Annotated in this window: 21 protein-coding genes; 11 read left to right on the forward strand and 10 right to left on the reverse strand. The window is 43.5% G+C overall.

Features of this window, described 5'->3' with window-relative positions:
* Nucleotides 1–2 precede the first annotated feature (2 nt).
* Genes D891_RS0103115 through mrdA form a run of 4 tightly spaced genes read left to right on the forward strand, consistent with a single transcriptional unit; the run spans nucleotide 3 to nucleotide 4,057 of the window.
* On the forward strand, nucleotides 3–1,046 hold the full coding sequence (locus tag D891_RS0103115) for a rod shape-determining protein (RefSeq protein ID WP_029951949.1): 1,044 nt from the start codon (nucleotides 3–5) through the stop codon (nucleotides 1,044–1,046).
* A complete protein-coding gene (locus tag D891_RS0103120; protein WP_025209573.1) occupies nucleotides 1,046–1,816 on the forward strand; it encodes a rod shape-determining protein MreC in 771 nt (256 codons plus the stop codon). The genes D891_RS0103115 and D891_RS0103120 overlap by 1 nt, the downstream gene beginning before the upstream one ends.
* Nucleotides 1,798–2,274: a hypothetical protein gene (locus tag D891_RS0103125; protein ID WP_156919058.1), complete on the forward strand. Its 477-nt coding sequence runs from the start codon at nucleotides 1,798–1,800 to the stop codon at nucleotides 2,272–2,274. Before D891_RS0103120 ends, D891_RS0103125 begins: the two co-directional genes overlap by 19 nt.
* The gene (gene mrdA, locus D891_RS0103130) at nucleotides 2,261–4,057 is read left to right on the forward strand and encodes a penicillin-binding protein 2 (protein ID WP_025209575.1); all 1,797 of its coding nucleotides are present in this window, start codon (nucleotides 2,261–2,263) and stop codon (nucleotides 4,055–4,057) included. The genes D891_RS0103125 and mrdA overlap by 14 nt, the downstream gene beginning before the upstream one ends.
* Here mrdA and D891_RS0103135 read toward each other — a convergent pair.
* From D891_RS0103135 to tsaE, 5 genes are read right to left on the reverse strand one after another with little or no spacing between them, the layout of a single operon-like run.
* The gene (locus D891_RS0103135) at nucleotides 4,050–5,255 is read right to left on the reverse strand and encodes a type II secretion system F family protein (protein WP_025209576.1); all 1,206 of its coding nucleotides are present in this window, start codon (nucleotides 5,253–5,255) and stop codon (nucleotides 4,050–4,052) included. The two genes, mrdA and D891_RS0103135, sit on opposite strands and share 8 nt — an antisense overlap.
* A 3-nt stretch (nucleotides 5,256–5,258) precedes the next feature.
* Nucleotides 5,259–6,353 carry a type IV pilus twitching motility protein PilT gene (locus D891_RS0103140; RefSeq protein WP_025209577.1) on the reverse strand — a complete coding sequence of 365 codons (1,095 nt, stop codon included), beginning with the start codon at nucleotides 6,351–6,353 and terminating at the stop codon, nucleotides 5,259–5,261.
* 12 nt (nucleotides 6,354–6,365) lie between these two features.
* Nucleotides 6,366–8,063 (reverse strand): type IV-A pilus assembly ATPase PilB, encoded by a 1,698-nt coding sequence (pilB, locus tag D891_RS0103145; RefSeq protein ID WP_029951950.1) that lies wholly within the window; start codon nucleotides 8,061–8,063, stop codon nucleotides 6,366–6,368.
* Complete coding sequence (gene aroE, locus D891_RS0103150) at nucleotides 8,060–8,881, reverse strand: shikimate dehydrogenase (RefSeq protein ID WP_025209579.1); 822 nt, start codon at nucleotides 8,879–8,881, stop codon at nucleotides 8,060–8,062. Before aroE ends, pilB begins: the two co-directional genes overlap by 4 nt.
* Entirely contained in the window at nucleotides 8,865–9,284 is a 420-nt protein-coding gene (gene tsaE / locus D891_RS0103155) for a tRNA (adenosine(37)-N6)-threonylcarbamoyltransferase complex ATPase subunit type 1 TsaE (RefSeq protein ID WP_025209580.1), read from the reverse strand. The genes aroE and tsaE overlap by 17 nt, the downstream gene beginning before the upstream one ends.
* Before the next feature lie 60 nt (nucleotides 9,285–9,344).
* On the opposite strand from tsaE, the gene D891_RS0103160 reads away from it, so the two are divergent.
* Nucleotides 9,345–10,325 carry a glycosyltransferase family 9 protein gene (locus tag D891_RS0103160; protein ID WP_025209581.1) on the forward strand — a complete coding sequence of 327 codons (981 nt, stop codon included), beginning with the start codon at nucleotides 9,345–9,347 and terminating at the stop codon, nucleotides 10,323–10,325.
* Here D891_RS0103160 and D891_RS09420 read toward each other — a convergent pair.
* Entirely contained in the window at nucleotides 10,314–11,816 is a 1,503-nt protein-coding gene (locus D891_RS09420) for an HD-GYP domain-containing protein (RefSeq protein ID WP_025209582.1), read from the reverse strand. The two genes, D891_RS0103160 and D891_RS09420, sit on opposite strands and share 12 nt — an antisense overlap.
* On the reverse strand, nucleotides 11,813–13,639 hold the full coding sequence (locus tag D891_RS0103170) for an HDOD domain-containing protein (RefSeq protein WP_025209583.1): 1,827 nt from the start codon (nucleotides 13,637–13,639) through the stop codon (nucleotides 11,813–11,815). Before D891_RS0103170 ends, D891_RS09420 begins: the two co-directional genes overlap by 4 nt.
* A gap of 251 nt (nucleotides 13,640–13,890) precedes the next feature.
* On the opposite strand from D891_RS0103170, the gene hrcA reads away from it, so the two are divergent.
* From hrcA to mazG, 6 genes are all read left to right on the forward strand, one after another.
* The gene (gene hrcA, locus D891_RS0103175) at nucleotides 13,891–14,901 is read left to right on the forward strand and encodes a heat-inducible transcriptional repressor HrcA (protein ID WP_025209584.1); all 1,011 of its coding nucleotides are present in this window, start codon (nucleotides 13,891–13,893) and stop codon (nucleotides 14,899–14,901) included.
* Between the two features lie 2 nt (nucleotides 14,902–14,903).
* Nucleotides 14,904–15,467 carry a nucleotide exchange factor GrpE gene (locus D891_RS0103180; protein WP_025209585.1) on the forward strand — a complete coding sequence of 188 codons (564 nt, stop codon included), beginning with the start codon at nucleotides 14,904–14,906 and terminating at the stop codon, nucleotides 15,465–15,467.
* Nucleotides 15,468–15,470: 3 nt separating this feature from the next.
* Nucleotides 15,471–17,378 carry a molecular chaperone DnaK gene (dnaK, locus tag D891_RS0103185; protein ID WP_025209586.1) on the forward strand — a complete coding sequence of 636 codons (1,908 nt, stop codon included), beginning with the start codon at nucleotides 15,471–15,473 and terminating at the stop codon, nucleotides 17,376–17,378.
* 107 nt (nucleotides 17,379–17,485) lie between these two features.
* Nucleotides 17,486–18,583, forward strand: a complete 1,098-nt coding sequence (gene dnaJ, locus D891_RS0103190; RefSeq protein WP_029951957.1) for a molecular chaperone DnaJ — start codon at nucleotides 17,486–17,488, stop codon at nucleotides 18,581–18,583.
* Nucleotides 18,580–19,857, forward strand: a complete 1,278-nt coding sequence (locus tag D891_RS0103195; protein WP_025209588.1) for a DUF445 family protein — start codon at nucleotides 18,580–18,582, stop codon at nucleotides 19,855–19,857. Before dnaJ ends, D891_RS0103195 begins: the two co-directional genes overlap by 4 nt.
* Nucleotides 19,854–20,630: a nucleoside triphosphate pyrophosphohydrolase gene (gene mazG, locus D891_RS0103200; protein WP_025209589.1), complete on the forward strand. Its 777-nt coding sequence runs from the start codon at nucleotides 19,854–19,856 to the stop codon at nucleotides 20,628–20,630. The genes D891_RS0103195 and mazG overlap by 4 nt, the downstream gene beginning before the upstream one ends.
* Here the strand turns inward: mazG and D891_RS0103205 are convergent.
* Genes D891_RS0103205 through D891_RS0103215 form a run of 3 tightly spaced genes read right to left on the reverse strand, consistent with a single transcriptional unit; the run spans nucleotide 20,623 to nucleotide 24,975 of the window.
* Nucleotides 20,623–21,078, reverse strand: coding sequence for a precorrin-2 dehydrogenase/sirohydrochlorin ferrochelatase family protein (locus D891_RS0103205; RefSeq protein WP_025209590.1), 456 nt, complete (start codon nucleotides 21,076–21,078; stop codon nucleotides 20,623–20,625). The two genes, mazG and D891_RS0103205, sit on opposite strands and share 8 nt — an antisense overlap.
* On the reverse strand, nucleotides 21,078–21,551 hold the full coding sequence (locus D891_RS0103210) for a MaoC family dehydratase (RefSeq protein ID WP_025209591.1): 474 nt from the start codon (nucleotides 21,549–21,551) through the stop codon (nucleotides 21,078–21,080). Before D891_RS0103210 ends, D891_RS0103205 begins: the two co-directional genes overlap by 1 nt.
* The gene (locus tag D891_RS0103215) at nucleotides 21,544–24,975 is read right to left on the reverse strand and encodes an EAL domain-containing protein (RefSeq protein WP_025209592.1); all 3,432 of its coding nucleotides are present in this window, start codon (nucleotides 24,973–24,975) and stop codon (nucleotides 21,544–21,546) included. The genes D891_RS0103210 and D891_RS0103215 overlap by 8 nt, the downstream gene beginning before the upstream one ends.
* Between the last annotated feature and the right edge of the window lie 120 nt (nucleotides 24,976–25,095).

The raw sequence follows: 25,095 nt of genomic DNA on the forward strand, positions 1-25,095 counted from the left end.
AGATGTTTAAGTCGTTCATTAACTATTTTTCCAACGATCTGGCTATCGATCTGGGCACGGCAAACACACTGGTCTATGTTAAAGGCCGGGGTATTGTTTTGAATGAGCCCAGCGTTGTTGCGGTGAAGACCGATTCAAAAGGCGCTAAAAAGGTCTTAAGTGTAGGCAAAGAGGCCAAGGAGATGGTCGGAAGAACCCCGGGCAACATAGAGGCCATAAAGCCGTTAAAGGATGGGGTTATAGCGGATTTCGAGGTCACAGAGAGGATGTTGAGGTATTTTATCAAGAAGTCAAAGAACAAGAAGAGTATATTCAAGCCCCGCATAATCATAGCCGTTCCTCACGGTATAACGCAGGTGGAAAAGAAGGCTGTTAAGGAGTCTGCCATCGATGCTGGAGCCAGGGAGGTCTATCTGGTTGAGGAGCCGATGGCGGCTGCCATAGGTGCTGGCCTGCCGGTGCAGGATGCTGTGGGCAGTATGGTTGTCGATATTGGCGGTGGCACAACGGAGGTTGCCGTTATCTCCTTGGGTGGCATAGTGCACAGCGTTTCGGTTAGGGTTGGTGGCGATAAGATGGACACGGCGATTGTCAATTACATAAAAAAGCAATACAGCATACTCATAGGCGACAGCACGGCTGAGGCGATAAAGATAGAATACGGCAGCGTGTTTCCCTCTGAGGATGAAGAGGAGGACAACCAGCCCATCGTCGTTAAGGGTATAGACCTAATAACGGGCGTTCCGACATCCATAGAGGTGAGCGTTGAGGAGATAAGGAAGGCCTTAAGGGAGCCTGTAAATGTAATAGTCGCATCGGTTAAGGATGCGCTTGAAAAGACACCCCCTGAGCTTGCAAGCGATATAGTGGATAATGGGATAATGTTAACAGGCGGAGGCGCATTGATACGGGGGCTTGATAGGTTGATTCATAAGGAGACCGGTTTGGCGGTTAAGGTGCATGATGAGGCGCTGTTTGCCGTTGTTAAGGGTGTCGGCATGATACTGGACAATATAGACCTTTTGGGTGAAGTAGCCATAGATTGATGAGATGGGTTTTAGCCTATATCGTTATTGCATTTGTTCTGAATGTTGTTGTATCGGTTTTTAGGCCTGTTGGTGGACTGTTGCGCAGCGGTGTTATAGGTGTTTTGACGGCCGTTTCTTATCCCGTTTCGAAGGGTCTTGGTTTTGTTAAGAGTGGTTTCGATAGATACCTTGTATTGATATCTGTTGAGGAGGAGAACAAGAGGCTAAAAAGGGAGCTTGCCCACTGCATCCTTATAAACAAAGAGCTTGAGAGGTTTGAAAAGAAAGATGACAAAAAGGGTTATTCCGATCTTATTGAGGCATCGTTTTCCTTTAAGGGTAACTTTGAAAACGACGAGATATACCTCTATGTCAAAAAGAACCTGAATTTAGAGGAGAACAACTGCTTTGTTTTGTCCCATAAACTTGCACTTGTTGGTCTTGTGAAAAGAAGGGTTAAAAAGGACATCTATGTTGCCCAGACCGTCTTTAATCCATCGTTTGTTGCAGATGTCTATATAAAATCAGAAAACGGCACATTTAAGGCGTTGTTTATGGGGTCAGAATACCGCCCGAAGGTGGAGTTTTTAGACCCCAATGTGAAACTGAACAGGGGCGATGGCGTATATACCACAAGCGCTCTGGGTATTTATCCGTATGGTTTATTCATAGGCAGGGTTGCACAAATCAAGGATGTAAACGGTTATTACAAGGTTGCATATGTTGACATAGATAAAAGCTTTTTCAACGACTGGCAGGTGTTTGTATTGTGCAGAAGGAAACAGTGAACATAAAGCCCGTATTGGGTTTTTTTATCATATTGATTGCCGCTATTGTTTGCAGCGAGATTATAAACTTTGTCTATCTGACGCCCTTTGTCTTGCCGTATCTGTTGTTTATGTTTAGCCTTGCATTTGTTTTGAGGTTAGAGGATAAGGAGGGATTCCATTTTGGCAGCTTTGTTTTTGGTTTTATCTGCGATGTCCTTCTGTTTAGGCATATCTTTGTTCTGTGCGTGGTTTTTCCGCTTGCCTCTTATGCTATAGCAAAGCTCGTTGAGTATATGCAGTTTAGAGGCTTTTACATATTTGTTGTCTTAGGTGGCATTTATGTTGCCTTTCTTCTGAATTTGGGGCTTCCAATTGCAGCTTCCCTGTTTGCCTCGATTTTGAGTCTTGTTGTGGCTGTTTTTTTGGATTTTGTTTTTTTGAGGCTATTAGAAAAAAGGATCCATGGCGAGGCGTGATAGGTTTTTAGGTAAGATAGAGCTTCTTAAGAAGAATCTATCCTATCTCTATCTGGTTGTGGTTATCTCCTTTGTTGTCCTTATCTTGAGGCTTTTCTATCTGCAAATCATAAAGGGCGATTATTTCTCTTCTCTTGCTAAAAGAAACTCCATAAGGCTTGTGGGTATTGCCCCTCCACGGGGCGATATAAAGACATCAGATGGTGTATTCTATGCCAAGAATGTGCCTTCCTTCAGCGTCTATCTGTATAAGAGCAAAAAGCTTACAGACGATATTTTGCTTAAGGTATCTAAGCTTTTGGGGGTTGATAAGGATGATTTGAAACAGAAGCTGGCATATTCGGGCTATTATAAGAGCATCCCCATAAAGAGGAATGTGGACAGGAGGGATGTATTCAGGTTGTTGTTTGATCAGGAGGTGTCGCCATTTGTTAACATAGAGGTCGAACCCAAGAGGGTCTATCCGTCAAACGCCTATGCATACGCCAATGTGGTCGGTTATATATCGGAGGTCTCTTTGGCCGATTTAAGGGCAAATCCGCTGTTGAAGGTTGGCGATTTGATAGGAAGAAAGGGAATAGAGAAGAAATACGATGCCCAGCTTAGGGGAGAGTGGGGCTATAAAGAGGTTGAGGTCTCATCAAAGGGGGCTGTTGTAAGGGTTATCTCAACAACCCCGCCCAGGAAGGGTAAAAGTATTACGCTTACCATAGACTCCAGATTGCAATCCTTTATTTACAACAAGCTAAAGGAGAACAACCTAAAAGGGGCTGTGGTTGTCGAAAGGCCCAATGGGGCAATATTGGCCATAGTCGATAGCGACACATTTAACCCCAACTTCTTTGTTGAGGGATTAACAAGGAAGCAGTGGAAAGAATTGCAAAAGAGCGGGCTTTTGGATTTGTTTGATATGGCCACCCAGGGGGCATTCCCACCGGGTTCTTTGATCAAGCCCTTCGTTGCCCTTGCAGCCCTGCAGGAGGGTATTATTAAGCCCACCACGGTTGTTTTTTGCCCGTATGCCGTAAAGATAGGCAAATACACATACAGGGATTGGCGGGCAGGTGGTTTTGGGTATATTGACTTATACAGGGCTATTGAGAGTTCATCGGATGTATTCTTCTATCAGTTGGGTATGAAACTTGGTATAGACAAGATGGATTACTACCTTTCTAAATTTGGTTTCGGTAAATCACCCGGTCTGTTTTCGTATTGTTCGAAGGGCAATTTGCCATCAAGGGCATGGAAGTATAAGCGATATTCGAAGGGCTGGTATATAGGCGATACCATATCCACATCGATAGGGCAGGGGTTCTTTTTGGCAACGCCCCTTCAGGTTGCCGTTGCATTCTCTGTTATAGCAAACGAGGGTATCGGTTATAGGCCTTTTCTGGTTGAGGGTTCAAAGAGTTTCCCGCTGTATGTGTTCAAAAGCAGGTATTATAAGGATATAAAGAAGGCTTTATGGCTTGTTGTTAATGGAACATACGGAACAGCCGGCAAGGCCAAAATCGATGGTCTAAATATATGCGGAAAGACAGGCACCAGCCAGGTTGTCTCCAGCGCCGTTTATAAAAGGATAAAAAAGAGGGTTAAAGAGGGGAGGATGCCTATAGAGAAGGCGGTGAGGTATTACCCACACGCCTGGTTTGCATCCTTTGCCCCTAAGGACAACCCCAAAGTGATAGTGGTCGTCTTCTTAGAACATGGCGAATCGAGTGCAAACGCCGCTGCATTTGCCAGGTTGGTTTATGAAAAACTCATAGAATTGGGGATTATTTGATCGTTGAGCCCATCTTGAATATCGGAAGATACATGGATATAACCAAGAATCCTATGATGCCACCAAGAACGATTATTAAGATAGGCTCTATCATCGATGTTAGGTTCTTTACGGCGTTGTCCACCTCTTCCTCGTAATATTGGGAGATCTTCTGCATCATCTCATCCAGTGTTCCTGTCTCCTCACCCACAGAGGCCATCTGTATGACCATATCGGGGAACTCACCGCTTGATGCCATGGCGAAGGATAGGTTTTCACCCTTCTTAACCATATCCCTGACCTCTGTGAGCGTTTCCTCCATGATGAGGTTTCCGGCCGTTTTCGCACTTATCTGGAGGGCATCGAGTATGTCCACACCGCTTGAGCTTAAGGATGCAAGTATGGTGGTGAAGTTGGCTATAGACCCCTTTCTGGCCAGATTACCGAATATGGGCAGATTAAGAAGGAGCTTATCCATAAACTTCCTGACACCGTAGCTCTTTTTGTATCCAACCCTTAAGGCTATCACAAATAGTATCAATCCAAGGAGTATCTTTAGAAAGTATTTTTTCATAAATAAACTGATATTGATGACAATTTGTGTGGGCAGAGGCAGTTGCATTCCGCTTGAGGAATACATCTCTGCAAAGGTGGGTATGACGAAGGTCATAATCAAGGCTATTACGCCCACCGCCACGATCGTGACCATAGTTGGATAGATTAGGGCACCCTTGACCTTCCTTTTCAGAGCTATGTGTTTTTCCATCATATCGGAGAGCCTTTTAAGAACGCCGTCTAAATTTCCCGTCTGCTCCCCCGCATTGACCATATGCACATACATCGGCGAAAACACATCCTTGTAATCCCTTAAGGCCTGGGAGAGGCTTGCTCCGCTTTCGACCTTCTGTTTTATGGAATAGAGTATCTCGCCCATCTTTTTGCTTTCTGCCTGTTCGGCCATGATGTTGAGTGATTCGTCTAACGGCAATCCACTTGAGAGCATGCTGGCGAGCTGTTTTGTTACCACCATCAGCTCCCTTTCTTTTACCTTTGTCTTTAGAAACGGCAATTCTATGTCTTTGGGTGCTGGTTTGACAGTGATTATGGATATCCTTTTGGCCTTCAGTTTGGCTATGGCCTCACTCTTTGAGCTTGCGATAATCTCGCCCCTTTTTATCCTGCCTTTGATGTCTTTACCCTTCCATCTAAAGTAAGGCATATCTTACCCCTTTGCGTATCTTATTTTATCCAACTCCCGTTGGATGGCCTTCTTGTCGTTTGATGCCTCTATGGCAGCCTCGTATGTTATCAGGCCTTTTCTGTATAGGTTTACGATGGATTGGTTCATGGTTATCATGCCGGTTTCTGCCTGCCCCATTTGCATGGATGAATAGATCTGGGGTATCTTGTTCTCCCTTATGAGGTTTCTGATAGCTGAATTGGGTATCATTATCTCCATGGCCAGCACCCGCCCCTTGCCGTCCTTTTTCTTTATGAGTGTCTGAGATACGACGCCCTGAAGGGCGACGGATAACTGTGTTCTAACCTGTTCCTGCTGATTAGGTGGAAATACATCGACTATCCTGTTTATGGTCTCTGGGGCTGAGTTTGTATGGAGCGTGGCAAAGACCAAGTGTCCGGTCTCTGCAACCGTTAAAGCCGCCTGAATGGTCTCCAAATCCCTCATCTCTCCAATGAGTATTACATCTGGATCCTGCCTCAATATGTGCTTTAGGGCTGAGGCAAATCCCTTTACATCGCTTCCAACCTCCCTTTGGTCTATCAAGGCCATTTTGTGGGAGTATGTAAACTCTATGGGGTCCTCTATGGTTATTATGTGAACCCTTCTTTCCCTATTTATCTTATCCAGAAGGGCCGCAAGCGTTGTCGATTTTCCGCTTCCCGTTGGGCCTGTGACCAAGACTATACCCTTTTTTAGCGTTGCAAATTGTTGAACGACAGGCGGTATGCCCAGCTTCTCAAACGGGGGAATCTCATATGGAATCATCCTGAAGGCTCCGGCAACAGTCCCCCTCTGTATATAGACATTTGCCCTGAACCTGGAGAGCTTGGGTATTCCAAAGGAAAAGTCGACATCGAAATCCTCTTCCAATGTCTTCTTCTGCATCTCCGTCATAACGCTATAACAGAGGTTCTGCGCATCGGCAGGGGAGAGGTGGTCGTATTCGTCCATATCCAGCAACTCCCCGTGTATCCTGATTTTCGGTTTTGCCCCCGCCGTAATGTGGAGGTCTGATGCCTCCATACTTATCATCTGCTCTAACAACTCCACCAAATCTTGAGCCTTCTTACCCATATCAACTCCCCTTTAGTTAAATGTTACATTCATGACTTCCTCTATTGTGGTTACGCCCTCTTTTATCTTTTTTAATCCGCTCATCCTTAAGGTCGACATCCCTTCCTCTATGGCCTGTTTCCTTATCTGTTCAACACTTGCCCCTTCCAGTATCATCCTTTTTATCTTATCGGATACAGGCATAACCTCATATAAGGCAACCCTGCCTTTGTATCCGGTTTCGTTGCAGTAATCACACCCCTCGCCCTTGTAAACCTTCACCGTTTTTGCCTCTTCTTTTGAAAAGCCTATCTCCTCTAACGCCTCAGGCGGCACATCCAGCTGTTTCTTACAATACGGGCATATCTTCCTGACAAGCCTTTGGGCAAGCACCAGTATCAGCGATGATGCGATGAGGTATCTCTCTATGCCCATATCCACCAGCCTCATGACGGTTGATGGGGCGTCGTTGGTATGGAGGGTTGAAAAGACCAGATGCCCTGTGAGCGCCGCCCTTATGGCTATCTCTGCTGTCTCTGAATCCCTGATTTCTCCAACCATTATGATGTCTGGATCCTGACGCAGAAAAGACCTCAACGCTGCGGCAAATGTTAGGCCGATCTCTTCCTTTACATGAACCTGGTTTATGCCGTCTATGTTGTATTCGACAGGATCCTCAACCGTCATGATGTTCACAAACTCGTTGTTTATCTTGTTTAGCGATGCATAAAGCGTTGTCGATTTTCCGCTTCCCGTTGGGCCTGTGACCAGTATCATGCCGTATGGTTTGTTTATGGCTTTTAGATACCTGTTTAGGTCGCTATCCTCAAAGCCCAACTTCTCCAACTCAACCCTTACATTACTCCTGTCCAAGATCCTCATAACGACCTTTTCGCCGTGAACGGTGGGCAGGGTCGATACCCTTAGGTCGATGTCTTTGCCTGAGACCTTTATCCTGATCCTTCCATCCTGTGGAAGCCTCTTTTCTGCTATATTCAGTTTCGACATTATCTTTATGCGGGATGTCAGCTTTGGTGCCATTGTCCTTGCGAATGTCATGATGGTTTTGAGCTTGCCGTCGATTCTGTATCGTATCCTTAGGTCGTTCTCATACGGTTCTATATGTATATCGCTTGCTCCACTTACAACGGCTCGAGATAGTATGGTGTTTGCCAGTTTTATTATCGGTTCGTCCTCTGCCGATTTCTCTAAATCCTCTACGCTCTCTTGTCCTTCTTCCTCTTTGATTACATTTACCTCGCTTGAGAATTCTGCTATCTCGTCTGCTATTTCCTCTAATTCCGTCGATGTGCCGTAATATTTGTCTATAGCCCTAAGAATAGATCTTTCGTTGCTAAACAACGGGACGACATTCAAACCGCTTACAAACCTAACCTCATCCAGGGCAAATATGTTTGTTGGGTCTGAGATGGCAACCTTTATCTTGTTCTTTTCTATGGCCACCGGTATCAGTGTGTATTTCTTTGCGATCTGAGCAGGCACCTTCTTGATGACATCCTTGGGAATTTCTATGGAGTTTAGGTCTATGCTGTCCACCCCGTATTGCTTGCTTAGGAATTCATTGAGCGTCTTTTCATCGACAAAACCTTTCTCTATGAGTATCGTGCCGAGCTTCTTTTTTGTCCTCTTCTGTTCTTCTAATGCCTCGTCTAACTGTTGCTGGGTAATAACATTGTTCCATAATAAAAGCTGCCCCAATAGTGTGGTCATAATTCCAGATCCCCCAATAGATTTTCTGCTGCTTCTTTGCTAAACTCTATGCCTGTCCATATTTTAAATGCATAGTAAGCTTGTCCAATAAACATATCCATTCCGTTGATGCTTGTCAACCCCCTTTGACGAGCTGTTTTTACTAAAGGTGTATCAAAGTAAATAACATCGATTATCAGCGGGTCTTCTACCAGGTCTAAGTCTATAGGCATCTCATTGTTGTCTAAACCGACGGATGTGCAGTTGATTATGATGTTTGAGCTGGAGAGTATCTCCCTATCGTTCAAATCGCTTACTATTATATCCATCATCCCCTTGAATTTCTTTTGAATCTTTCTGCCCTTTATCGGGTTTCTGTTTAGAAGATAGACCCTCTTGATGTTTAATTTATAGAGGGCGTATATCACAGAAACAGATACACCACCTGCCCCAAGCACAACTATGTTGTCGTTCTCATCGCAGAATTTTGTGTATTCCTCAAACATATCTTTGAAGCCTAAAAAGTCGGTGTTGTATCCGTATAGCCTTCCGTTGACATTCTTTATGGTGTTTATGGACTCTAAGAATCGGGCATCCTCATCGACCTCATCCACCAATCTAAATGCATCCCTCTTAAACGGCACCGTTATATTTGCCCCCTTTATATTGAGCGCCTTTATGCCTTCTATGGCTATATCTATATTGTCTGTTTTGAAGGCCACATATACGGCGTTTATGCCGTAATACTCAAACATGAATGTGTGCAGAATCGGGGATAGGCTGTGCTTTACTGGATTGCCTATTACACAATAGACATCGGTTTCACCATTGACATACATCAATCTCTCTCCAGTTCAAGGTTTCTTTAAATTTAATCGTTATATCGGGTTTTATGTTGAGTTTTTCAGGCCACTCTATAAAGAAGATGCCTTCGTTTGAGAAAAACTCATAAATGCCCGCATGATAGAGCTCCTCCTCTTCCGTTATTCTATACAGATCCATGTGGTATATATTGCCTTTGTATTGATTGATTAGTGTGAAGCTGGGACTGCCCTCAAATTCGTCTTCGCTTATACCCAGCGCCTTGAGGGCGAATCTGATAAAGGTCGTTTTGCCAATGCCCATCTCACCCTCTAAGAACACCACCACGCGCTTTTTACCCTTTATCATGGCATCGACTATCTGTTTTGCTATCTGGGCTGTTTCTTTCTCCGATTTAGTCAAATAGGTTTTGTTAATCATATTTTAGTTTATACAATTAATGCCTTTACAATTCAAGCATTAAAAGTATAATCCACTGCCATGAAAATCCTCATCATTCAGCTTAAGCAGCTGGGCGATGTCTTGCTTTCAACGCCTATAGCGGAGGCCATAAAGTCCTTCAACAACACCTGGCGGGTTGATTTTCTAACCTCAAAGGCGGCCAGGCCCATAATCGAGGACAATCCCTTTATAGACAACATATTGACCATAAAGGACGGCGTTGTTGGTGAGATTGAGACCATCCTTAAGGTAAGGGGCATGCATTACGATGCCGTTTTGGATCTTCAAAGGACGGGCAGATCCAAAAGGATAAGCTTGTTTTCCAAGGCCCCGATCAGGTCTGCTTTTTATAAGGAGGGCGACAACATCTATTACAATAAACCCATAAAGAGCACAGTTGAGGGTTACACAGCTTTTGAAAGGCTTGAGATCCTTAAAGCCCTGGGTATTGAAAACCCCAAAAGAGCCATGCCCAGGCTGTTTTTTGATGAATCGGTTGAGGATAGAGTCAAGGAATACCTCATGAATCACAATATATCCAGCTATTTTGTCGTTGCCCCGACGGCAAGAAAGCCCACCAAGATGTGGAAACCGGAAAGATTTGGACTGTTATCTGACAGAATATCAAACTTGTTGGGTTTAAAGACCGTTGTTGTCTATGGAGCAGATGATGAGAGACAGATAGCATACGAATGCGCATCCAAAATCAACAATGTCCATTTAATAGAAAAACCGTTTGATATAAAGGGCTTTGCCGCTTTGGTTAAAAACGCCGCCTTTTTGATTGGTAATGACTCATTTGCCTCTCATGTTGCCGTAAGTCAGAGCATCAAAACAATCGTTATCTGCGGTCCGACAAGCGGTTGGTTTATAGAAAACAACAACACCCTTCTTGTTTATAGGGGGCTTTCCTGCCAACCGTGCAACAACCCCTCTAAATGCAGATTAAATTTTGCCTGTTATGGTGAGTTGAGTGTCGATTTTGCCTTTGAGAGGATCAAGGGATTTCTATTTAAATAGGCTTTTTATGAGGAGCTCTGTTGATTTTTGGGGCTTCTCTTGATTGTTCTTTAGCAGTATGCAGGCCGTTTTGTCCTTTATGTTTATGCAAAAGACCCCTTTTTCTGGATTTGATGTTGGGCTATTTGGGAGTTTCTCGATAGCTATGCTGCCTCTTATCTCCCTTATCATACCGTCTTTTATGAGCATAATGCCCTCAAGCCCCTCAGAGTCCTTCAGTATGCCATAGGCTATACCCAGTGTTGAATTCTTTGTCTTTTCGTCCTTTGCCTGATCCTTTAGTTTGAATACGAGTTTCTCATAGTTGTCCTGCGTTGTCTTGATGATTCTTTTGTATGTCTCCATCTCCTTCTTTAGGCCGTCGTTTTCGCTTTTTAGCTGAACCAGCCTCTCGTAAATATCGCCGCTGTAATCCGTATAGTTTAGGCTTTTTTCCTTTTTGAGGGAGGTCTTTTTTATAGCCCAGAAGGTTTCTGAGTTTATCAGTTTCAACGCCGCATCTATAACCCTTAGTGGCAGTTTGCCTTTTAGGCTTTCTATCTCCGTTTTTAAGTGATTGTATGTGTTTTTTTCTTTGTATGTCCTTGCAGACTGTACGGCATCCAGTATGTCTGCCATTGCAACAACCGATGTTATGGGACTTAGTTTCTTTATACCGTCGGGATAGCCGCTGCCGTCTATTCTTTCATGGTGATGAAGGACGGCATCCAGTATTTTATCCTCTATGCCGAAGGATTTTAGAGCTTCGTATCCTCTAACTGTATGAAGCTTGATCGTATCAAATTCGCTCTCCGTTAGTTTATCGGTCTTTTTTAGGAGTTGTGGCGGCATGAATAGCTTTCCAAAATCGTGCAACAGTCCAGCTATCTCTGCCATCCTGATTTCATCTTCGGATAGGTTTGTAATCCTTGCTAACTCTTTTGCGTATTTCCTTACCCTGTATGAGTGCATATATGTCTCTTTGTCAAACTTATAGAGTATCTCAATGGTTAATCTGAGCTTTGTAAACATGGTGGATGCACCCGTCAGTCTGGCCAGCTTTATCTTCTCATCTAAAACGGATATTGCCGTATGTAGGAGCTTGACCCTATAGGGCTTCTCCTTCTTGTTGAGCATGGCTATTAGATAGTAATCCTCACAGCAGTTCAGGTGTTTTACTATAAAGTGGGTAAGGCTATCGTTTTTGAATATCCTTCTGGCGATAGCATTATCGGAGAACATTTCGCCTTTTTCTAAGAGTTCCTTCAAGGGTATTACATAATAGCCCTTTTGGGGAAAGCTGAATATCACCTCACCGTTTTCTTTGGTTAGATAGAGGCAGTCAACACCCATCTTGACAATGGGTTTTATTAAGGATAAAAGGAGCTGGGTCTTGCTTGAGTCTGTTAGGTTTATCGGTTTTGTTAGTGTATCGCTAAATAGGAGTATCTCTTCGGTTATGTTCTGTAAATCCCTGCTTAGGTCATTTATGAGCTTGTTTATGTTGCTCATGATAGCACATACAGCATTTCGTCGATTTTTTGCTTTATTATTTTGCCCTGTTTTTCAAAGAGGGTCAATAGGTTTAGTTTAAATCTATTCAGGAACAGGTTGTATGTGTGATAGTTGAGGTTGTCTATGGAATAGCTACCGTAAAAATACCCCATAGCCTTGGCTATTATGCTGGATGCGTGTATGAGGTGTAAGGCTGAGTCTATCCTTGATACCACGGCCGGATAGAGGTGGTATTTGATGGTTTTTGTGATCCTTTTTGGTAGGTTCCACAAAACGGCCAACTCATAGCCGACATTTACGCTGGCTGCGGGCAAAAACCTCAACTCGGCAAACTCATACGGCATGTTGTTCTCGTTCACATAGTCTATGAGTTTTTTGTACTCCTCTGGATGGTACTGTGCATAGAACATATCCCCGATGGAGTGTATTACGCTTGCCAGTGTTGCCCCTGTATTGATTTCTGCCTCCTCCTCTATGAACTTCGATATAGCAAGGCATGCTATTGAGTATTTGTAGAGTTTCTTTGTATGGGTTGAGTTGAAGAAGTTTAAGTATGAGATGCTTAACGATATGCCGAGTATCTCTTCTGTCCCGAGCATTATTGCTGCCTTTTCTATGCTTTTTACCTCCCTTTTTAGACCAAAGAACGCCGAGTTGGCAAATTTCAGTATCTTTGTTGTTATGGCGGCATCCTTCTGTATCTCGTTTATTATCTTTTTAAACGGCGCCTCCTCATTTATCAACATGATTATGTTGGATTGCACCTCAGGAAGGCTGAATAGCTGTATATTGGAGTTTAGGGTTTTAAAAAAGTCGCCCCGCCTGTTTTCATCAAAGTATTTGCCCGCCTCTTTCAATACTTCTGTGAATCTATCCTTTGCTTCTTTTATGTCCTTCTCATCAACCTTGCCCTTTAATTGAGCTATGAGCCTGGCAGACTTTATGTCTATAAACGGATTTATGATCCTTCTGAATTCCTTATCGTAATACAACTTAGCCAGTGTTTGACCATCTAAGACCTCTATTGCAGAATTAACTATGAAAGGCAGCTTCAAAAGCTCCTCAATGGGTGTCGTTTTGGTCTCGATATTTATGGCTATCTCTATATCCTTTTTCTTTTTCGATAGTATCCCCTCTAATGAATCTGATTGCGGATTGTAATTTACTATGTTCGATATGGTCAGATGCTGTAAAAAGCCTGCCTGCTGTATCGTTGATTCTATCTTTTTCATTAATATCTCTATACCCTTTGATTCATTTTGGTTGTATGGTATCACTATAAAACCTGTGCCTTCTATGATTATAAAACCGTCGGCCCTTTTTAGGTTGTTGTATATGCCCTTTATGGTCTCTGTCATTTTCTCTATGAGTTCGTCGTCAAAGTTGTCGAAGTAAAACAGCAGTATCTTTATGGGTTTTTTGTATTGTTTTAGTATCTCCTCGGTTGTATGTTTGGAGTGTATGGGTATATGGAGTGTGGGCTTTTTCTGTGTGTTTATTATCTCTATGGCCTTTGACGGTGTCTCTGCTATGTAATCCACTCCGCTTTTTTCCCATAAGGAGAAGTTCTCCTTGGGGGTTATGGCGATGAATATAGCCCTTTTTGTGTGGTGTTTGAGTTTGTCTATGACCTTTATAAGGCCTGTTATGGGCTTTTTGAAGGATAGGATTACAGCCTGTGTCTGTTTATCGATCTTTTCCACAATCAGCGTGCTGAGTTTAAAGCTCTTGGTTTGAAAACCGCTATCCTGTAGTTTTTTTATGGTTGTAAACCCCTTCAGGGGGTCATCGAATAGGACTATAATCTTTCTTCCTTCCATTGTCTTTAATTATATTAATCAGGTTTATATTATGTTATTCACAATAAAACCCTTATTTTTACAAAATCCCCTATTTTTAATATTAACTGACTGGCTCAAAAATGTAAAGCTTTAAATTTTTTCAATAATAAAACTTTTAAGAATTGGCATGATTGGTTGGCTATGGGCTTGTTTAAAAATTTTCTGTTTCTATAACTTGACAAAAATCATTTTTTGGTTATTTTGTTAGCAGACAGTTGAGGTGAGTGCTAATGAACAGATTGGACGAGAGAAAGGTTCTAGTGTTGAGTATAATAGTGGACAATTACATAAAACATAAACAACCGGCAGGCTCAAGGGTTCTGACAAAGAGATACAACTTGGAGTTTTCGCCCGCCACAATGAGGAATGTTATGCTGGATTTGGAGGAGATGGGTTATCTGACCCATACGCACACATCGGGCGGTAAGATACCCACGCCGAAGGGCATAAAGTTTTATATAGACATGATTATGGAAAACTTTAGCCCGAAACTAAAGAGCGAGTTTGAGAGAATCCCGCTTAACGATACTATAGGCGGGCTGGATGAGAAGATGAACAGGATCTTAGATACCATGTCCTCATTAAGTGAGGTGGTGGGTCTTCTAACTATGCCGGATTTTTCCAAGACAAGGATAAAGAACCTGCAGTTTATCAAAATAGGCGAGGGTAAGGTGCTGTGCGTGATTGTGTCTGAGAACAACATCATGGAGACAAAGGTTGTAAGCATGTCTCATACACCGACAGAGAAGGAGCTGAAGGAGTTTTCGGAGTTTGTTAGCCACAAATACAGCGGCTATTCGCTGGAGGAGATAGAAGAAGAACTAAAAGGGTATTTGATCGATAAAAAACAGCAGTGCGAGGCGTTGATTTACAACTTAAATAGGGAGGCCAAAAGGCCAAAGGTTATGGTCGATGGGATTGAGAACATATTTAAATACCCCGATTTTCAGAGGGATTTGGATAAGCTAAAGAAGTTGATAAAAACGCTTGAGGATAAAAAGACGCTCCTTGAGCTGATCAGGAGCGCAATGGAGAGTGATAGGTTTATCTTGATAGGTGATGAGTTGCCCCTTGAGGGTTTGAGTGAGCTGGGTTTTGTATCATCACCCTATAAGTATGAGGATAAGAAGCTTGGTGTGGTGGGCGTTGTTGGTCCTATCAACATGGATTATGCCGAGATGATCAACATCATAGAGTCTGCAAAGAAGAAAATAAACGACATTTTGAATATCGGAGGATAGAGATGGATAAAAAGAACAAGGATGAAGAGGTTAAGGATACAAGTAAGAACCAGCAACAACAGCATCAAAACGAGGAAGAGCAGAAGGATTATCAAGAGGAGTACAACAAGCTCAAGGATGAATACTTAAGGCTTTATGCTGAGTTTGACAATTACAGAAAGAGGGTTTTGAAAGAGATAGAGGATGCGAAGGAGTCGGCAAAAAGGAGCATCATAAACGATTTTTTAACGATACTTGATAACCTGGAGAAGGCCATTGAGATGGCCTATCAGCATAAGGATGCCATCATCGAAGGGATTGAGCTTTCGATTAAATCGTTTAAGGATATGCTTAAAAAACACGGGGTTGAGGAGATTAATCCCGACAAGGAGAGCTTCAACCCCAATCTCCATGATGCCTTGATGATGCAACCGTCTAATGAGCTGCCCAAGGATACGGTTATCCAGACGGTTCAGAAGGGGTATATTTATAAGGATAAGCTCATCAGGCCTGCAAAGGTCATAGTTAGCGCAGGCTCAAACGATGATCAAGATAACAATCAAAATAACAATGAGAAGGAGGAATAAACGATGGGAAAGGTTTTAGGAATTGATTTAGGAACAACAAACTCCTGCATGGCTATCATAGAGGGAGGAAAGCCGAGGGTAATACCCAATGCTGAGGGCACAAATACAACGCCAAGCGTTGTAGCGTTTACCGATAAAGGCGAGATCCTCGTGGGTCATGCAGCAAAGAGACAGGCCATCACCAATCCGAAAAGGACTATCTTCTCTGTAAAGAGGCTTATAGGTAGGAGGTTTACATCCAAGGAGGCTCAGGAGGCCATAAGCAGACTGCCCTATGAGGTTGTGGAGGGGCCAAACGGAGACTGCCGCATAAAAATCGACGGCAAGGAGTATACGCCTCAGGAGATTTCTGCGAAGATCCTGCAAAAGCTAAAGAGCGACGCTGAGGCATATTTGGGTGAGAAGATCACCGATGTTGTGATAACAGTGCCTGCATACTTCGATGACTCCCAGAGGAAGGCCACAAAGGATGCAGGAAGGATAGCGGGTTTGAATGTCTTAAGGATAATCAATGAGCCTACGGCTTCATCCCTGGCGTTTGGCTTGGACAGGGAGAAAGAGGGAAAGATTGCCGTTTACGATTTGGGCGGTGGTACATTCGATATATCGATATTGGAGATAGGCGACGGTGTATTCGAGGTTAAATCCACCAACGGTGATACATACTTAGGCGGTGATGACTTTGATAAGGCCTTAATCGACTATGTGGCCGATGAGTTCCAAAAGGAAAACGGTATAGACCTAAGGAAAGACCCAATGGCCTTACAGAGGCTTAAAGAGGCCTGTGAGAAGGCCAAGATAGAGCTATCAAGCGCTTTGGAGACAGAGATCAACCTGCCATTTATTACGGCCGATTCAAGCGGTCCTAAGCATCTTGTTATGAAGATAACCAGGGCTAAGTTCGAACAGCTTGTCATGCCTTTGATAGAAAGGACGCTTGAGCCGTGCAGGTTGGCTTTGAAGGATGCAGGGTTGCAGCCAAGCGACATCGACCATGTTATCTTGGTCGGTGGTATGACGAGGATGCCAAAGATCAGAGAGGTTGTTAAGGAGTTCTTCGGCAAGGAGCCGAGAAAGGACATCAACCCCGATGAGGCCGTTGCCTTGGGTGCTGCTATCCAGGGTGGCGTTTTGAAGGGTGATGTTAAGGATGTGCTATTGCTCGATGTAACGCCGCTGTCTTTGGGTATAGAGACATTGGGCGGTGTAATGACGAAGATAATACCGAGAAACACCACCATCCCGACAAGGAAGAGTCAGATATTCACAACGGCTGAGGATAACCAGACGGCCGTTACGATACATGTCTTGCAGGGTGAAAGGGAGCTTGCTAAAGACAACAAGACCCTGGGTAAGTTTGAGCTTGTAGGTATTCCGCCAGCCCCAAGGGGTGTGCCTCAGATAGAGGTTACATTCGATATAGACGCAAACGGTATCTTGAATGTTACGGCCAAGGACAAGGCCACAGGCAAGGAGCAGGCCATCAGGATTACAGCCTCAAGCGGTCTGACAGAGGAAGAGATCGAGAAGATGGTAAAAGAGGCTGAGGCTCACGCAGAGGAGGATAGAAGAAGAAGGGAGCTTATCGAAACAAAAAACAAGGCAGACTCCCTGATATACTCCACTGAGAAGAGTCTCAAAGACTTCGGCGATAAGGTAAGCGAGGAGGAGAAGAAGCAGATTGAGGAGGCTATAGAAAACCTCAAGAAGGCTATGGAGGGCGACTCCAAGGAAGAGATAGAAAAGGCCATGGAGGAGCTGGCCAGAAAATCCCACAAATTGGCTGAGGAGGCCTATAAGAAGGCTCAGGAATCCTCAGCTAATCAAAAGGGGCAGGCGCAGGCAGGCTCAAGCAAGGATGAGGAAGAGGTTGTGGAAGCCGAGGTTGAAGAGGACAACACCTCTAAATAGAGCCAGACGCCTTAACTTAAGATAGCAAAAAAGGGGGTTGAAGAAATTCAATCCCCTTTTTATTATTTATGGGCCTTGCGGCTTAACTATTGTATGAGGGGTTGTCCATGAAGGATTACTATGAGATTTTGGGTGTTTCAAGGAACGCATCGGAGGAGGAGATAAAAAAGCGATTCAGGGAGCTTGCCATAAAATACCATCCGGACAGGAATCCTGATAACAAAGAGGCAGAGGAGAAGTTTAAGGAGATAAACGAGGCCTATTCCGTCTTATCCGACCCCAAAAAGAGGGCTCAATACGACCAATTTGGCAGGGTTGACGGAGATTACTCGGATTTTGATAGCGGCTTTAACTTCTCAAGCGCCTTCGATGACCTGTTTGCGGATCTTTCCAGTATGTTTGGTGATCTGTTTGGTGATTACCGCTATGAGAGGCGCAGACCGCAGAAGGGCGATGATATTGGCATAAACTTAGAGATAGACTTCAAAGAGGCGGTTTTTGGTGCAAAGAAGGAAGTAAAGATAAAAAGGAGGAAGACCTGCCCTAAATGCAAAGGCACAGGGGCTGCCAAAGACGGCATAAAGACATGTCCATACTGCAGAGGGACGGGCGAGATTAGCTACTCCCAGGGCTTCTTTTCATTTACCAAGACATGCCCAAAATGCGGTGGAACGGGGAGAATCGTTACAAAGAAATGCTCAAACTGCGGCGGTGTGGGGTATGTCTATGAAGAGGAGAAATTGGAGATCAACATCAAGCAGGGTATCGACGATGGGAATATCATCCGTATTCAGGGCAAGGGCAACCCGGGCAAATACGGCGGCCCAGACGGTGATCTCTATATCTACATACATGTAAAGGAGCATGAGTTTTTCAAGAGGAAGGGCAGGGATATACACATAGAGATACCCATATCCATGACACAGGCCGCCTTAGGGGCGACGCTTAAGGTTCCGACCATCTGGGGCGAGAGCGAACTTGTTATACCGCCCGGCACCCAGAGTGGGCATATATTCACGCTAAAACACAGGGGTGTTGAGTTAAACGGCATAAAGGGCAATCAATATGTAAAGGTCAGGGTGTTGGTGCCGACGAATCTGTCGAAGAGACAGAGGGAGCTGCTTGAGGAGTTTGCAAAGGAGTCGGGTGAGGATTTGACATACAAAGACTCAATCTTAGATAAGTTTAAGAACCTGTTTAAATGAATATAGATGTTGTTAGTCTCCCTTTAATCGGGGCATTCATAGGTTATTTTACCAATTATGTTGCCATAAAGATGCTCTTTCACCCAAAAAAAGCCTATTACATAAAGGGCTATAGAATTCCCTTCACGCCGGGCTTGATTCCAAAGCAGAAGGATGAGTTGGTTGAGAAGATTTCCGATGTGGTTGCCAATAAGGTTATAAACAAAAGGGAGCTAACCCGCTTTGTCTATTCCAAAAAAAATAGGGAATTCCTCTATACATACACCCAGGATATCCTCGATGGGTTGCTCAAAAAGAGGCTTTCTGCTGTTAATCTCCCATACAAAAGGATTGAGGGTATCGTTTATGGCTGGCTTGATGGTTATTTAGACGGGTTTATAAAGAGCAAGATAGATAACCTGGATCTCAACATAGATTACCTTGCATACAACGCACTCGGGGCTATAGACAAAACAAGGAGGATAGGTGAGTATCTGCCAGACGAGACAAGGCAGAGGATAGATACATCGCTAAGGGGTCTGCTTGAGAGGTTTCTTGGTGAACTTTCTTGTCAGTTGAACGACTATGATACAAAACAGCTTATAAGGAAGAAGCTCTCTGAGGCTTTGGAGGAGTATGCGGATGAATCCAATATCTTGACTGCGAGCTTTGTTGCCATGATAGCGCCCCTGATAGAGGACAACGACAGGGTTGTGGATGTTATTGTCGAAAAGCTTGAGGGTTTTCTGTCCGATAAACAGGTCAAAGAGAAGGTCTATGCCTCTATGAGTAAGGCCGTGAAGGTGGAATTGTTGGGTTTGAGGCTGGATGAGTTTGTATTGAGATTTACATCCAAGGACTTTGAGCAGCTCAGGGTTGAGCTTTCAAAAAGAATTGCCAGTCTAACCCATACGCTCAATATAAAGGAAGTGGTGTATAGGGCTATTGTTGGCAGCATAGATAAAAGGTCAACGGCAAGGAGGTTGGTTGCCCTTTTGAGGCTTTACCTTAGGAGATACTCCTTTTACGATCTGTTGAGGTTTGTAAGACCCGATTTGGAGAAGAGGCTTAACAGGTTTATTGTAAACAACCTCCTTGTGATTCTAAAAAGGCAGAGCGACAGGATATTTGATTTCGACATCAAAGAGAACGCTATGAGTAAGCTTAAAAAGCTGGATGTTGGGCAGATTGAGGATATTATCTTAAGCATAAGCAGGGATCAGTTTAGCCATATCAATCTATTTGGTGGCATATTGGGCTTTATAATAGGATTAATAGAGGTGATTATACGATGAGTGAGGCTTTCGATAGACTTGTTGAGACCATAAAGAGGCTAAGGGCCCCCGATGGATGCCCGTGGGATAGGAAGCAGACGCTTTACTCGTTGAAGCAGAATGTGATAGAGGAGGTCTTTGAGTTTATAGATGCGCTGGATAGGAAGGATATAGAAAACATCAAGGAAGAGTTGGGCGATATGCTTTTGCATGTTATATTCCATGCCATTGTGGCTGAAGAGGATGGGCTGTTTAGTCTCGATGATGTGATAAATGGCATAAATGAGAAACTCATCAGGCGCCATCCGCATGTGTTCGGTGATTTGAAGGTCGATGATGCCGATGAGGTGTTAAGGAATTGGGAGAAGATAAAGCTGTCTGAGAAGAAGGATAAGCCGCAACACCTTTTGGATAACATCCCCAGAGGGCTTCCGCCGATAGAGAAGGCTTACAAGATTCAAAAGAAGGTAAGCAAGGTGGGGTTTGACTTTGATAGCTCAAACGATGCGTTCTGTAAGGTTGAGGAGGAGTTTTTAGAACTAAAAAAGGCTATCGAAGAGGGGTCTGAAAACCAAAAGAAGGAAGAGATAGGTGATCTCATCTTTGCCTTGATAAATTTTGCAAGGCTTGAGGGCATAAACGCATCGGAATCCCTGAGAATGGCTAACTTGAGGTTTGAGGAGAGGTTTTCCTGCGTTGAGGATAGGCTAAAGAGCATGGGCTTAAGCCTTGAAGAGGCCGATCTTGAAACGATGGATAGGTTGTGGGAGGAGTGCAAGGGCAGGCTTAAGTGATGTTGTTTAAGGCTTTTTCTATTTTCTCTTTAATCCTCTTTGAGAGCGTTGGGTCTTTACCGTAGGTTGTGATGGCGATTGAGTATAGCTCTTTTTCTATAACGGCGGCTATGTAAAAATCGCACATATCCTTAGAGGATGCGACATTTACGGGTATTGATAGTTCTTTGCACATAAGCGCTATGCGGGTGTTGAGTTGATGGTTGTCTGTGCATGCAAATACAAAATCCCACTGTTTGGTTATGTCGGTCTCTTCAAACGGTCTTTTCACTATTTTTAGTTTGCCCTCCTTTGCCATTGCCTCGATCTTGTGGTGGATGGCAGGAGATATGAGCGTTATGTTTGGCTGTTTTTTAAGCAGCGGTTTTAGCTTTCTTAGAGCTATCTTCCCGCCGCCGACAAAGAGTATGTTTTTGTTTTTTATCTTGAATACAAACGGATGGCACATCAATAGAGTCTGACTATCTGCTCGGCCACGCAGGCGGGTTTTTCCTCATCCTTTATCTCCACCGTGATTTTATAGATAATCTCCACACCGTTTTCCAATCTTCTTACCGATATGGGCTCCATCTTTGCCCTGATGTATGAGTCAACCCTTACCGGGGACGGGAAACGAACCCTGTTTAGCCCGTAATTTATCCTGAGCTTCATGCCTGGATAGTTTTTGCTGAAGTTCTCTTTTGAATTGCTCTGTGTTAGATACGGTATCATGGAAAGGGTTAAAAACCCGTGAGCCACCGTTGTTTTATACGGCGATAGCTTTTGGGCCTTTTCTGGGTCTGTGTGTATCCACTGCTCATCGCCTGTAATCCTGGCAAAGGCGTCTATTCTGTCCTGTGTAATCTTTACCCACCGGCCTGTGTAAATGTTTTTGTTTAGTTTCTCTTTGTATAGTTTGCAAAGCTTGTCGTATTTATCCATTGTTCATTAAGAGCCTTCTAAAATCCTCCTCAGGCAGCGGTCTTGAGAATAGATACCCCTGAAAGCACTCACACCCCATCCTCTTTAGCTCTTCAAACTGCTCCCTTGTTTCGACGCCTTCTGCTATTGTGCGCAGGTTAAGCTCCTTTGACAAGAAGATTATGGATTTTACGATGCTTTTTATCTTTGGGTCGTCTAAAGCCCTCGTAAAAGAGATGTCTATCTTTAAAAAGTCCACCGGCAGTTTTGCTAAATAGGATAGGGATGAATAACCCGTGCCGAAGTCATCCACCGAGAACAGCACGCCGTCTTTTTTGAATCTCAATATGAGATCCCTCAGGTGCTGGAAATTCTCAAGGAACGACCGCTCGACGATTTCGAATTTTATGTTTTTCGGGTTTATGTTTATCCTCTTTAGTTTTGCATTGACCCTCTCATACAGATCCGGCCTTTTTAGGCTTTTTACAGATAGGTTTATGGCAATGGGCACCCTCTTTATGCCCTCATCCTTTAGCCTCTTTAAAAAGAGCATCACATTCTCCATAAACCTATCTTCCACATCCACTATGAGGTCTGACTGCTCCAGTTGGTCTATAAACTCAGATGGCGGTATGATCTGGTTGTCTTTTATCCACCTGATTAGAGCCTCAGCGCCCAGGATCCTGCCGTCTTTGTCAACGCAAGTCTGGTAATACGCCTTGAATTCGTTATTCTTTAAGGCAAGCTCCAGCTCGGCCTTTAGCTTTATCAGCTTTGTCGCCTTAAGCTCAAAGTCCTTTCTAAAGAAGCCTATCCTTCCCTCACCCTTTGTTTTGGCATCCGCAAGGGCTATCTGGGCCTTGTTTAGCAGTTCCTTGGGTGAGTGTCCATCTTTTGGATAGAGGCTTAGGCCTATGTTGAAGGATAGCACCAGGTTGGAGTTGTTTATCTTATAGGGCTTAGATAGCTCTGAAAGGATCCTTGCTGAGGCTATTAGTGAATCCTCTTCCTTTTTTAGATCCTTAAGCAAAACACCGAACCTGTCCGATTCTAACTTGGCGACCACATCATAGTTGAATGTGCTCCCCTTTAGCCTATCTGCTATCTGTTTTAGTATGGCGTTGCCTGTATCAAATCCAAACGCCTCGTTTATGCTTTTGAATGATATGGGGTTTATTATGGCTATTGCCCCTATCTGCTTTTCTTTCTTTGCCCTTAGGAGGAATTTATCCGTCGAATCAATGAAAGCCTTGGCGTTTAGAAGGCCCGTCAATGAATCGTAATTGAGGAGTCTGTTTAGCTCCTCTATGAGCTCCTCTTCGTTTGTTATCTCCTTGCCGACGCCGATGAAATACTCTATCTTACCCTTGTCTAAATAGGGTGTTATGGTTGTAAGGAAGCTTGCCAAAGACCCGTCTCTTTTTATGTATGTTATGGCCTTAGACACTGTATCGCCGTTTTTTGCCTTCTTTATAAGCTCCTTGACGGCCTTTTTATCCTCCTGGTTGCCCAAAAATTCAAACAATGGCCTGCCCAAAACCTCTTCCTGCTTATATCCTGAAACCTGCTTTAGTGAGTCGTTTATGTATACGACCCTTAGGTCTTTGTCCGTTATAAAGACAAACTCAAAGCCGACATTTATGGCCTTGAGTATTATCCTTAAGAACTTCTCCTCTTCTATCTTGTTTAATATCAATTCAATTTGATTGGCAACGGCGTTTACCAGCTCAAAGAGTTTTTTATCGAATAGATCCTTTCGCCTTGATACCAGAATAAGCGAGGCGATTGTTTTGGATGATTCCTTTATGGGAATGGCGCAACATGAGCCTATGTTGTGCTTCTTTGCTATCTGGTTTATGGGAGAGAGCTTATCGTCGGTGGCGTCGTTTTGTATATAGACCCTCCCTCTTTTTATCGATTTTAGAGCTGGTATGCTTTGTGGGAGTGAGTCGTATCTGCTTAGGAGCTCTTTTGCATCCTCTATAAGTTTGGAAAAAGACGGCTCTATAACCGATGCGTTTTCTATTTTTAGGTGTCCCTTGGATGATGGTTTTGCAAGGAACGCCACATCTATATGGGCAAACCTTACAAATAGTTCCGTTAGGCTCTTTAGATAGTCGTCTTTTGATCTGGCCTGTGCAGATAGCGTGGTTAAGTGAAACAGCGTGTTGTATAGGCTGGATTGGAATTTTAGCCTTTCTGAATATATGACCTCTTTTGTTATGTCTCTGGATAGGTCAACAAACCTGTGGATCTCGCCGTTGTGCTTTATGGGTATTATGATAGAGTCTAAATAGAATATCGAACCATCCTTTGCCCTGTTTGTAAAATGCCCCGAGAATGTTTCACCGGATAGTATTGTTTTCCATAATTTTTGATAGAACTCCTTTGTGTGGTATCCCGATTTGAATATGCTGGGTTTTTTGCCTATTAGTTCCTCTTTGGAGTATTTGGAGATATCACATGTGGCATTGTTTGCATTTAATATCACACCGTCTCTGTCGGTTATTACGGCCCATTCGTGGGTTTTCTCCAGTGCCTCTTTGAATAGCGTTGTGTTGTATTGGTATTCGATCTTTTCCAATGCAAAGGATAGGTTGAGCTTTATCTTATTTAAAAGCTCCATGTGATCCTCATCGAAGGCGTGGGGAGCTGTGTCTAAGAGTATTATTATATATTCAACTTCGCCGTTTTTTATTATGGGTATGGAGCAGGCCGAGTGTATGTTGAATTTTCTATAGAAATCACCCCAATACGACATAGACAGGTTTAGCTTCACCTCAGGCACTAAACTGACATCCTTTGTTGTATAGGCCTTAAAGGCAGAACCCCTGCCATATGGTTTGGATGGGTCAACAGAGATGGGGTATTTCTCTGAAAGAACCTCCACCTCTTTATAAATGGATCTTGTGTGGATTTTGTTTATGAGCTTTGTTTTCGGGTTTATCCTGCCCAGGATACAGACTGTATACCCTATATTATCAACCATTATGTCGACCAGCTTTTTAAGGAGCTCTAACTCATCGGTCTCTTTTATTATTAATTCGTTTATTCGTGAAAGGGCAAAGAAGAGCTTTTCGTATGCCTTCTCCCTTGTTTTGTCTATGACCATCACAAGACCGGATGGTTTGTTTTGAAAGACAATGGAGTGGGCAAACAGGAGCGCAGGCTTAAGGAAGCCCCCTTTGGTCTTGAAGTATATGTGTTTATACTGCGATGCAAACCTATTACCGCTTAGGCGTTTGTTGGTGTTTTCTATGGCCAGTTGTTTTTCTGGGCCATCTATGATGTCTGATACGGATTTCTTCAGGATCTCCTCTTTTGTATATCCTGTAAACTTCAGGAATGTCTCATTGGCAAAGACTATCCTTCCCTTTTCCTGGTATATGTAAACCCCGATAATGGGAGAGTCTTTTATAGCAGTCAGAATAGAGCCTGTTTCCATTGGCTTTTTTTACAACACCCCCAACAACCATTATATTTGATGATGCTTAAATTGTCAAAGAATGCTTGTTAAACTTTAAGTATAAATTAGTCATCAATTCTTCTGAATTATTTCTGCTTC

This window comes from Hippea sp. KM1, assembly GCF_000526195.1.
Lineage (GTDB): Bacteria > Campylobacterota_A > Desulfurellia > Desulfurellales > Hippeaceae > Hippea.

Coding starts and splice junctions, on each gene's coding strand:
- D891_RS0103160 (WP_025209581.1), top strand. CDS start 9,345: ATGAAAATCCTCATCATTCAGCTTAAGCAGCTGGGCGATGTCTTGCTT.
- pilB (WP_029951950.1), bottom strand. CDS start 8,063: ATGACCACACTATTGGGGCAGCTTTTATTATGGAACAATGTTATTACC.
- D891_RS0103195 (WP_025209588.1), top strand. CDS start 18,580: ATGAATATAGATGTTGTTAGTCTCCCTTTAATCGGGGCATTCATAGGT.
- D891_RS0103180 (WP_025209585.1), top strand. CDS start 14,904: ATGGATAAAAAGAACAAGGATGAAGAGGTTAAGGATACAAGTAAGAAC.
- D891_RS0103120 (WP_025209573.1), top strand. CDS start 1,046: ATGAGATGGGTTTTAGCCTATATCGTTATTGCATTTGTTCTGAATGTT.
- D891_RS0103170 (WP_025209583.1), bottom strand. CDS start 13,639: ATGGAAGGAAGAAAGATTATAGTCCTATTCGATGACCCCCTGAAGGGG.
- mazG (WP_025209589.1), top strand. CDS start 19,854: ATGAGTGAGGCTTTCGATAGACTTGTTGAGACCATAAAGAGGCTAAGG.
- hrcA (WP_025209584.1), top strand. CDS start 13,891: ATGAACAGATTGGACGAGAGAAAGGTTCTAGTGTTGAGTATAATAGTG.
- D891_RS0103210 (WP_025209591.1), bottom strand. CDS start 21,551: ATGGATAAATACGACAAGCTTTGCAAACTATACAAAGAGAAACTAAAC.
- D891_RS0103135 (WP_025209576.1), bottom strand. CDS start 5,255: ATGCCTTACTTTAGATGGAAGGGTAAAGACATCAAAGGCAGGATAAAA.
- D891_RS0103140 (WP_025209577.1), bottom strand. CDS start 6,353: ATGGGTAAGAAGGCTCAAGATTTGGTGGAGTTGTTAGAGCAGATGATA.
- D891_RS09420 (WP_025209582.1), bottom strand. CDS start 11,816: ATGAGCAACATAAACAAGCTCATAAATGACCTAAGCAGGGATTTACAG.
- D891_RS0103115 (WP_029951949.1), top strand. CDS start 3: ATGTTTAAGTCGTTCATTAACTATTTTTCCAACGATCTGGCTATCGAT.
- tsaE (WP_025209580.1), bottom strand. CDS start 9,284: ATGATTAACAAAACCTATTTGACTAAATCGGAGAAAGAAACAGCCCAG.
- D891_RS0103205 (WP_025209590.1), bottom strand. CDS start 21,078: ATGTGCCATCCGTTTGTATTCAAGATAAAAAACAAAAACATACTCTTT.
- mrdA (WP_025209575.1), top strand. CDS start 2,261: ATGGCGAGGCGTGATAGGTTTTTAGGTAAGATAGAGCTTCTTAAGAAG.
- dnaJ (WP_029951957.1), top strand. CDS start 17,486: ATGAAGGATTACTATGAGATTTTGGGTGTTTCAAGGAACGCATCGGAG.
- dnaK (WP_025209586.1), top strand. CDS start 15,471: ATGGGAAAGGTTTTAGGAATTGATTTAGGAACAACAAACTCCTGCATG.
- aroE (WP_025209579.1), bottom strand. CDS start 8,881: ATGTATGTCAATGGTGAAACCGATGTCTATTGTGTAATAGGCAATCCA.
- D891_RS0103215 (WP_025209592.1), bottom strand. CDS start 24,975: ATGGAAACAGGCTCTATTCTGACTGCTATAAAAGACTCTCCCATTATC.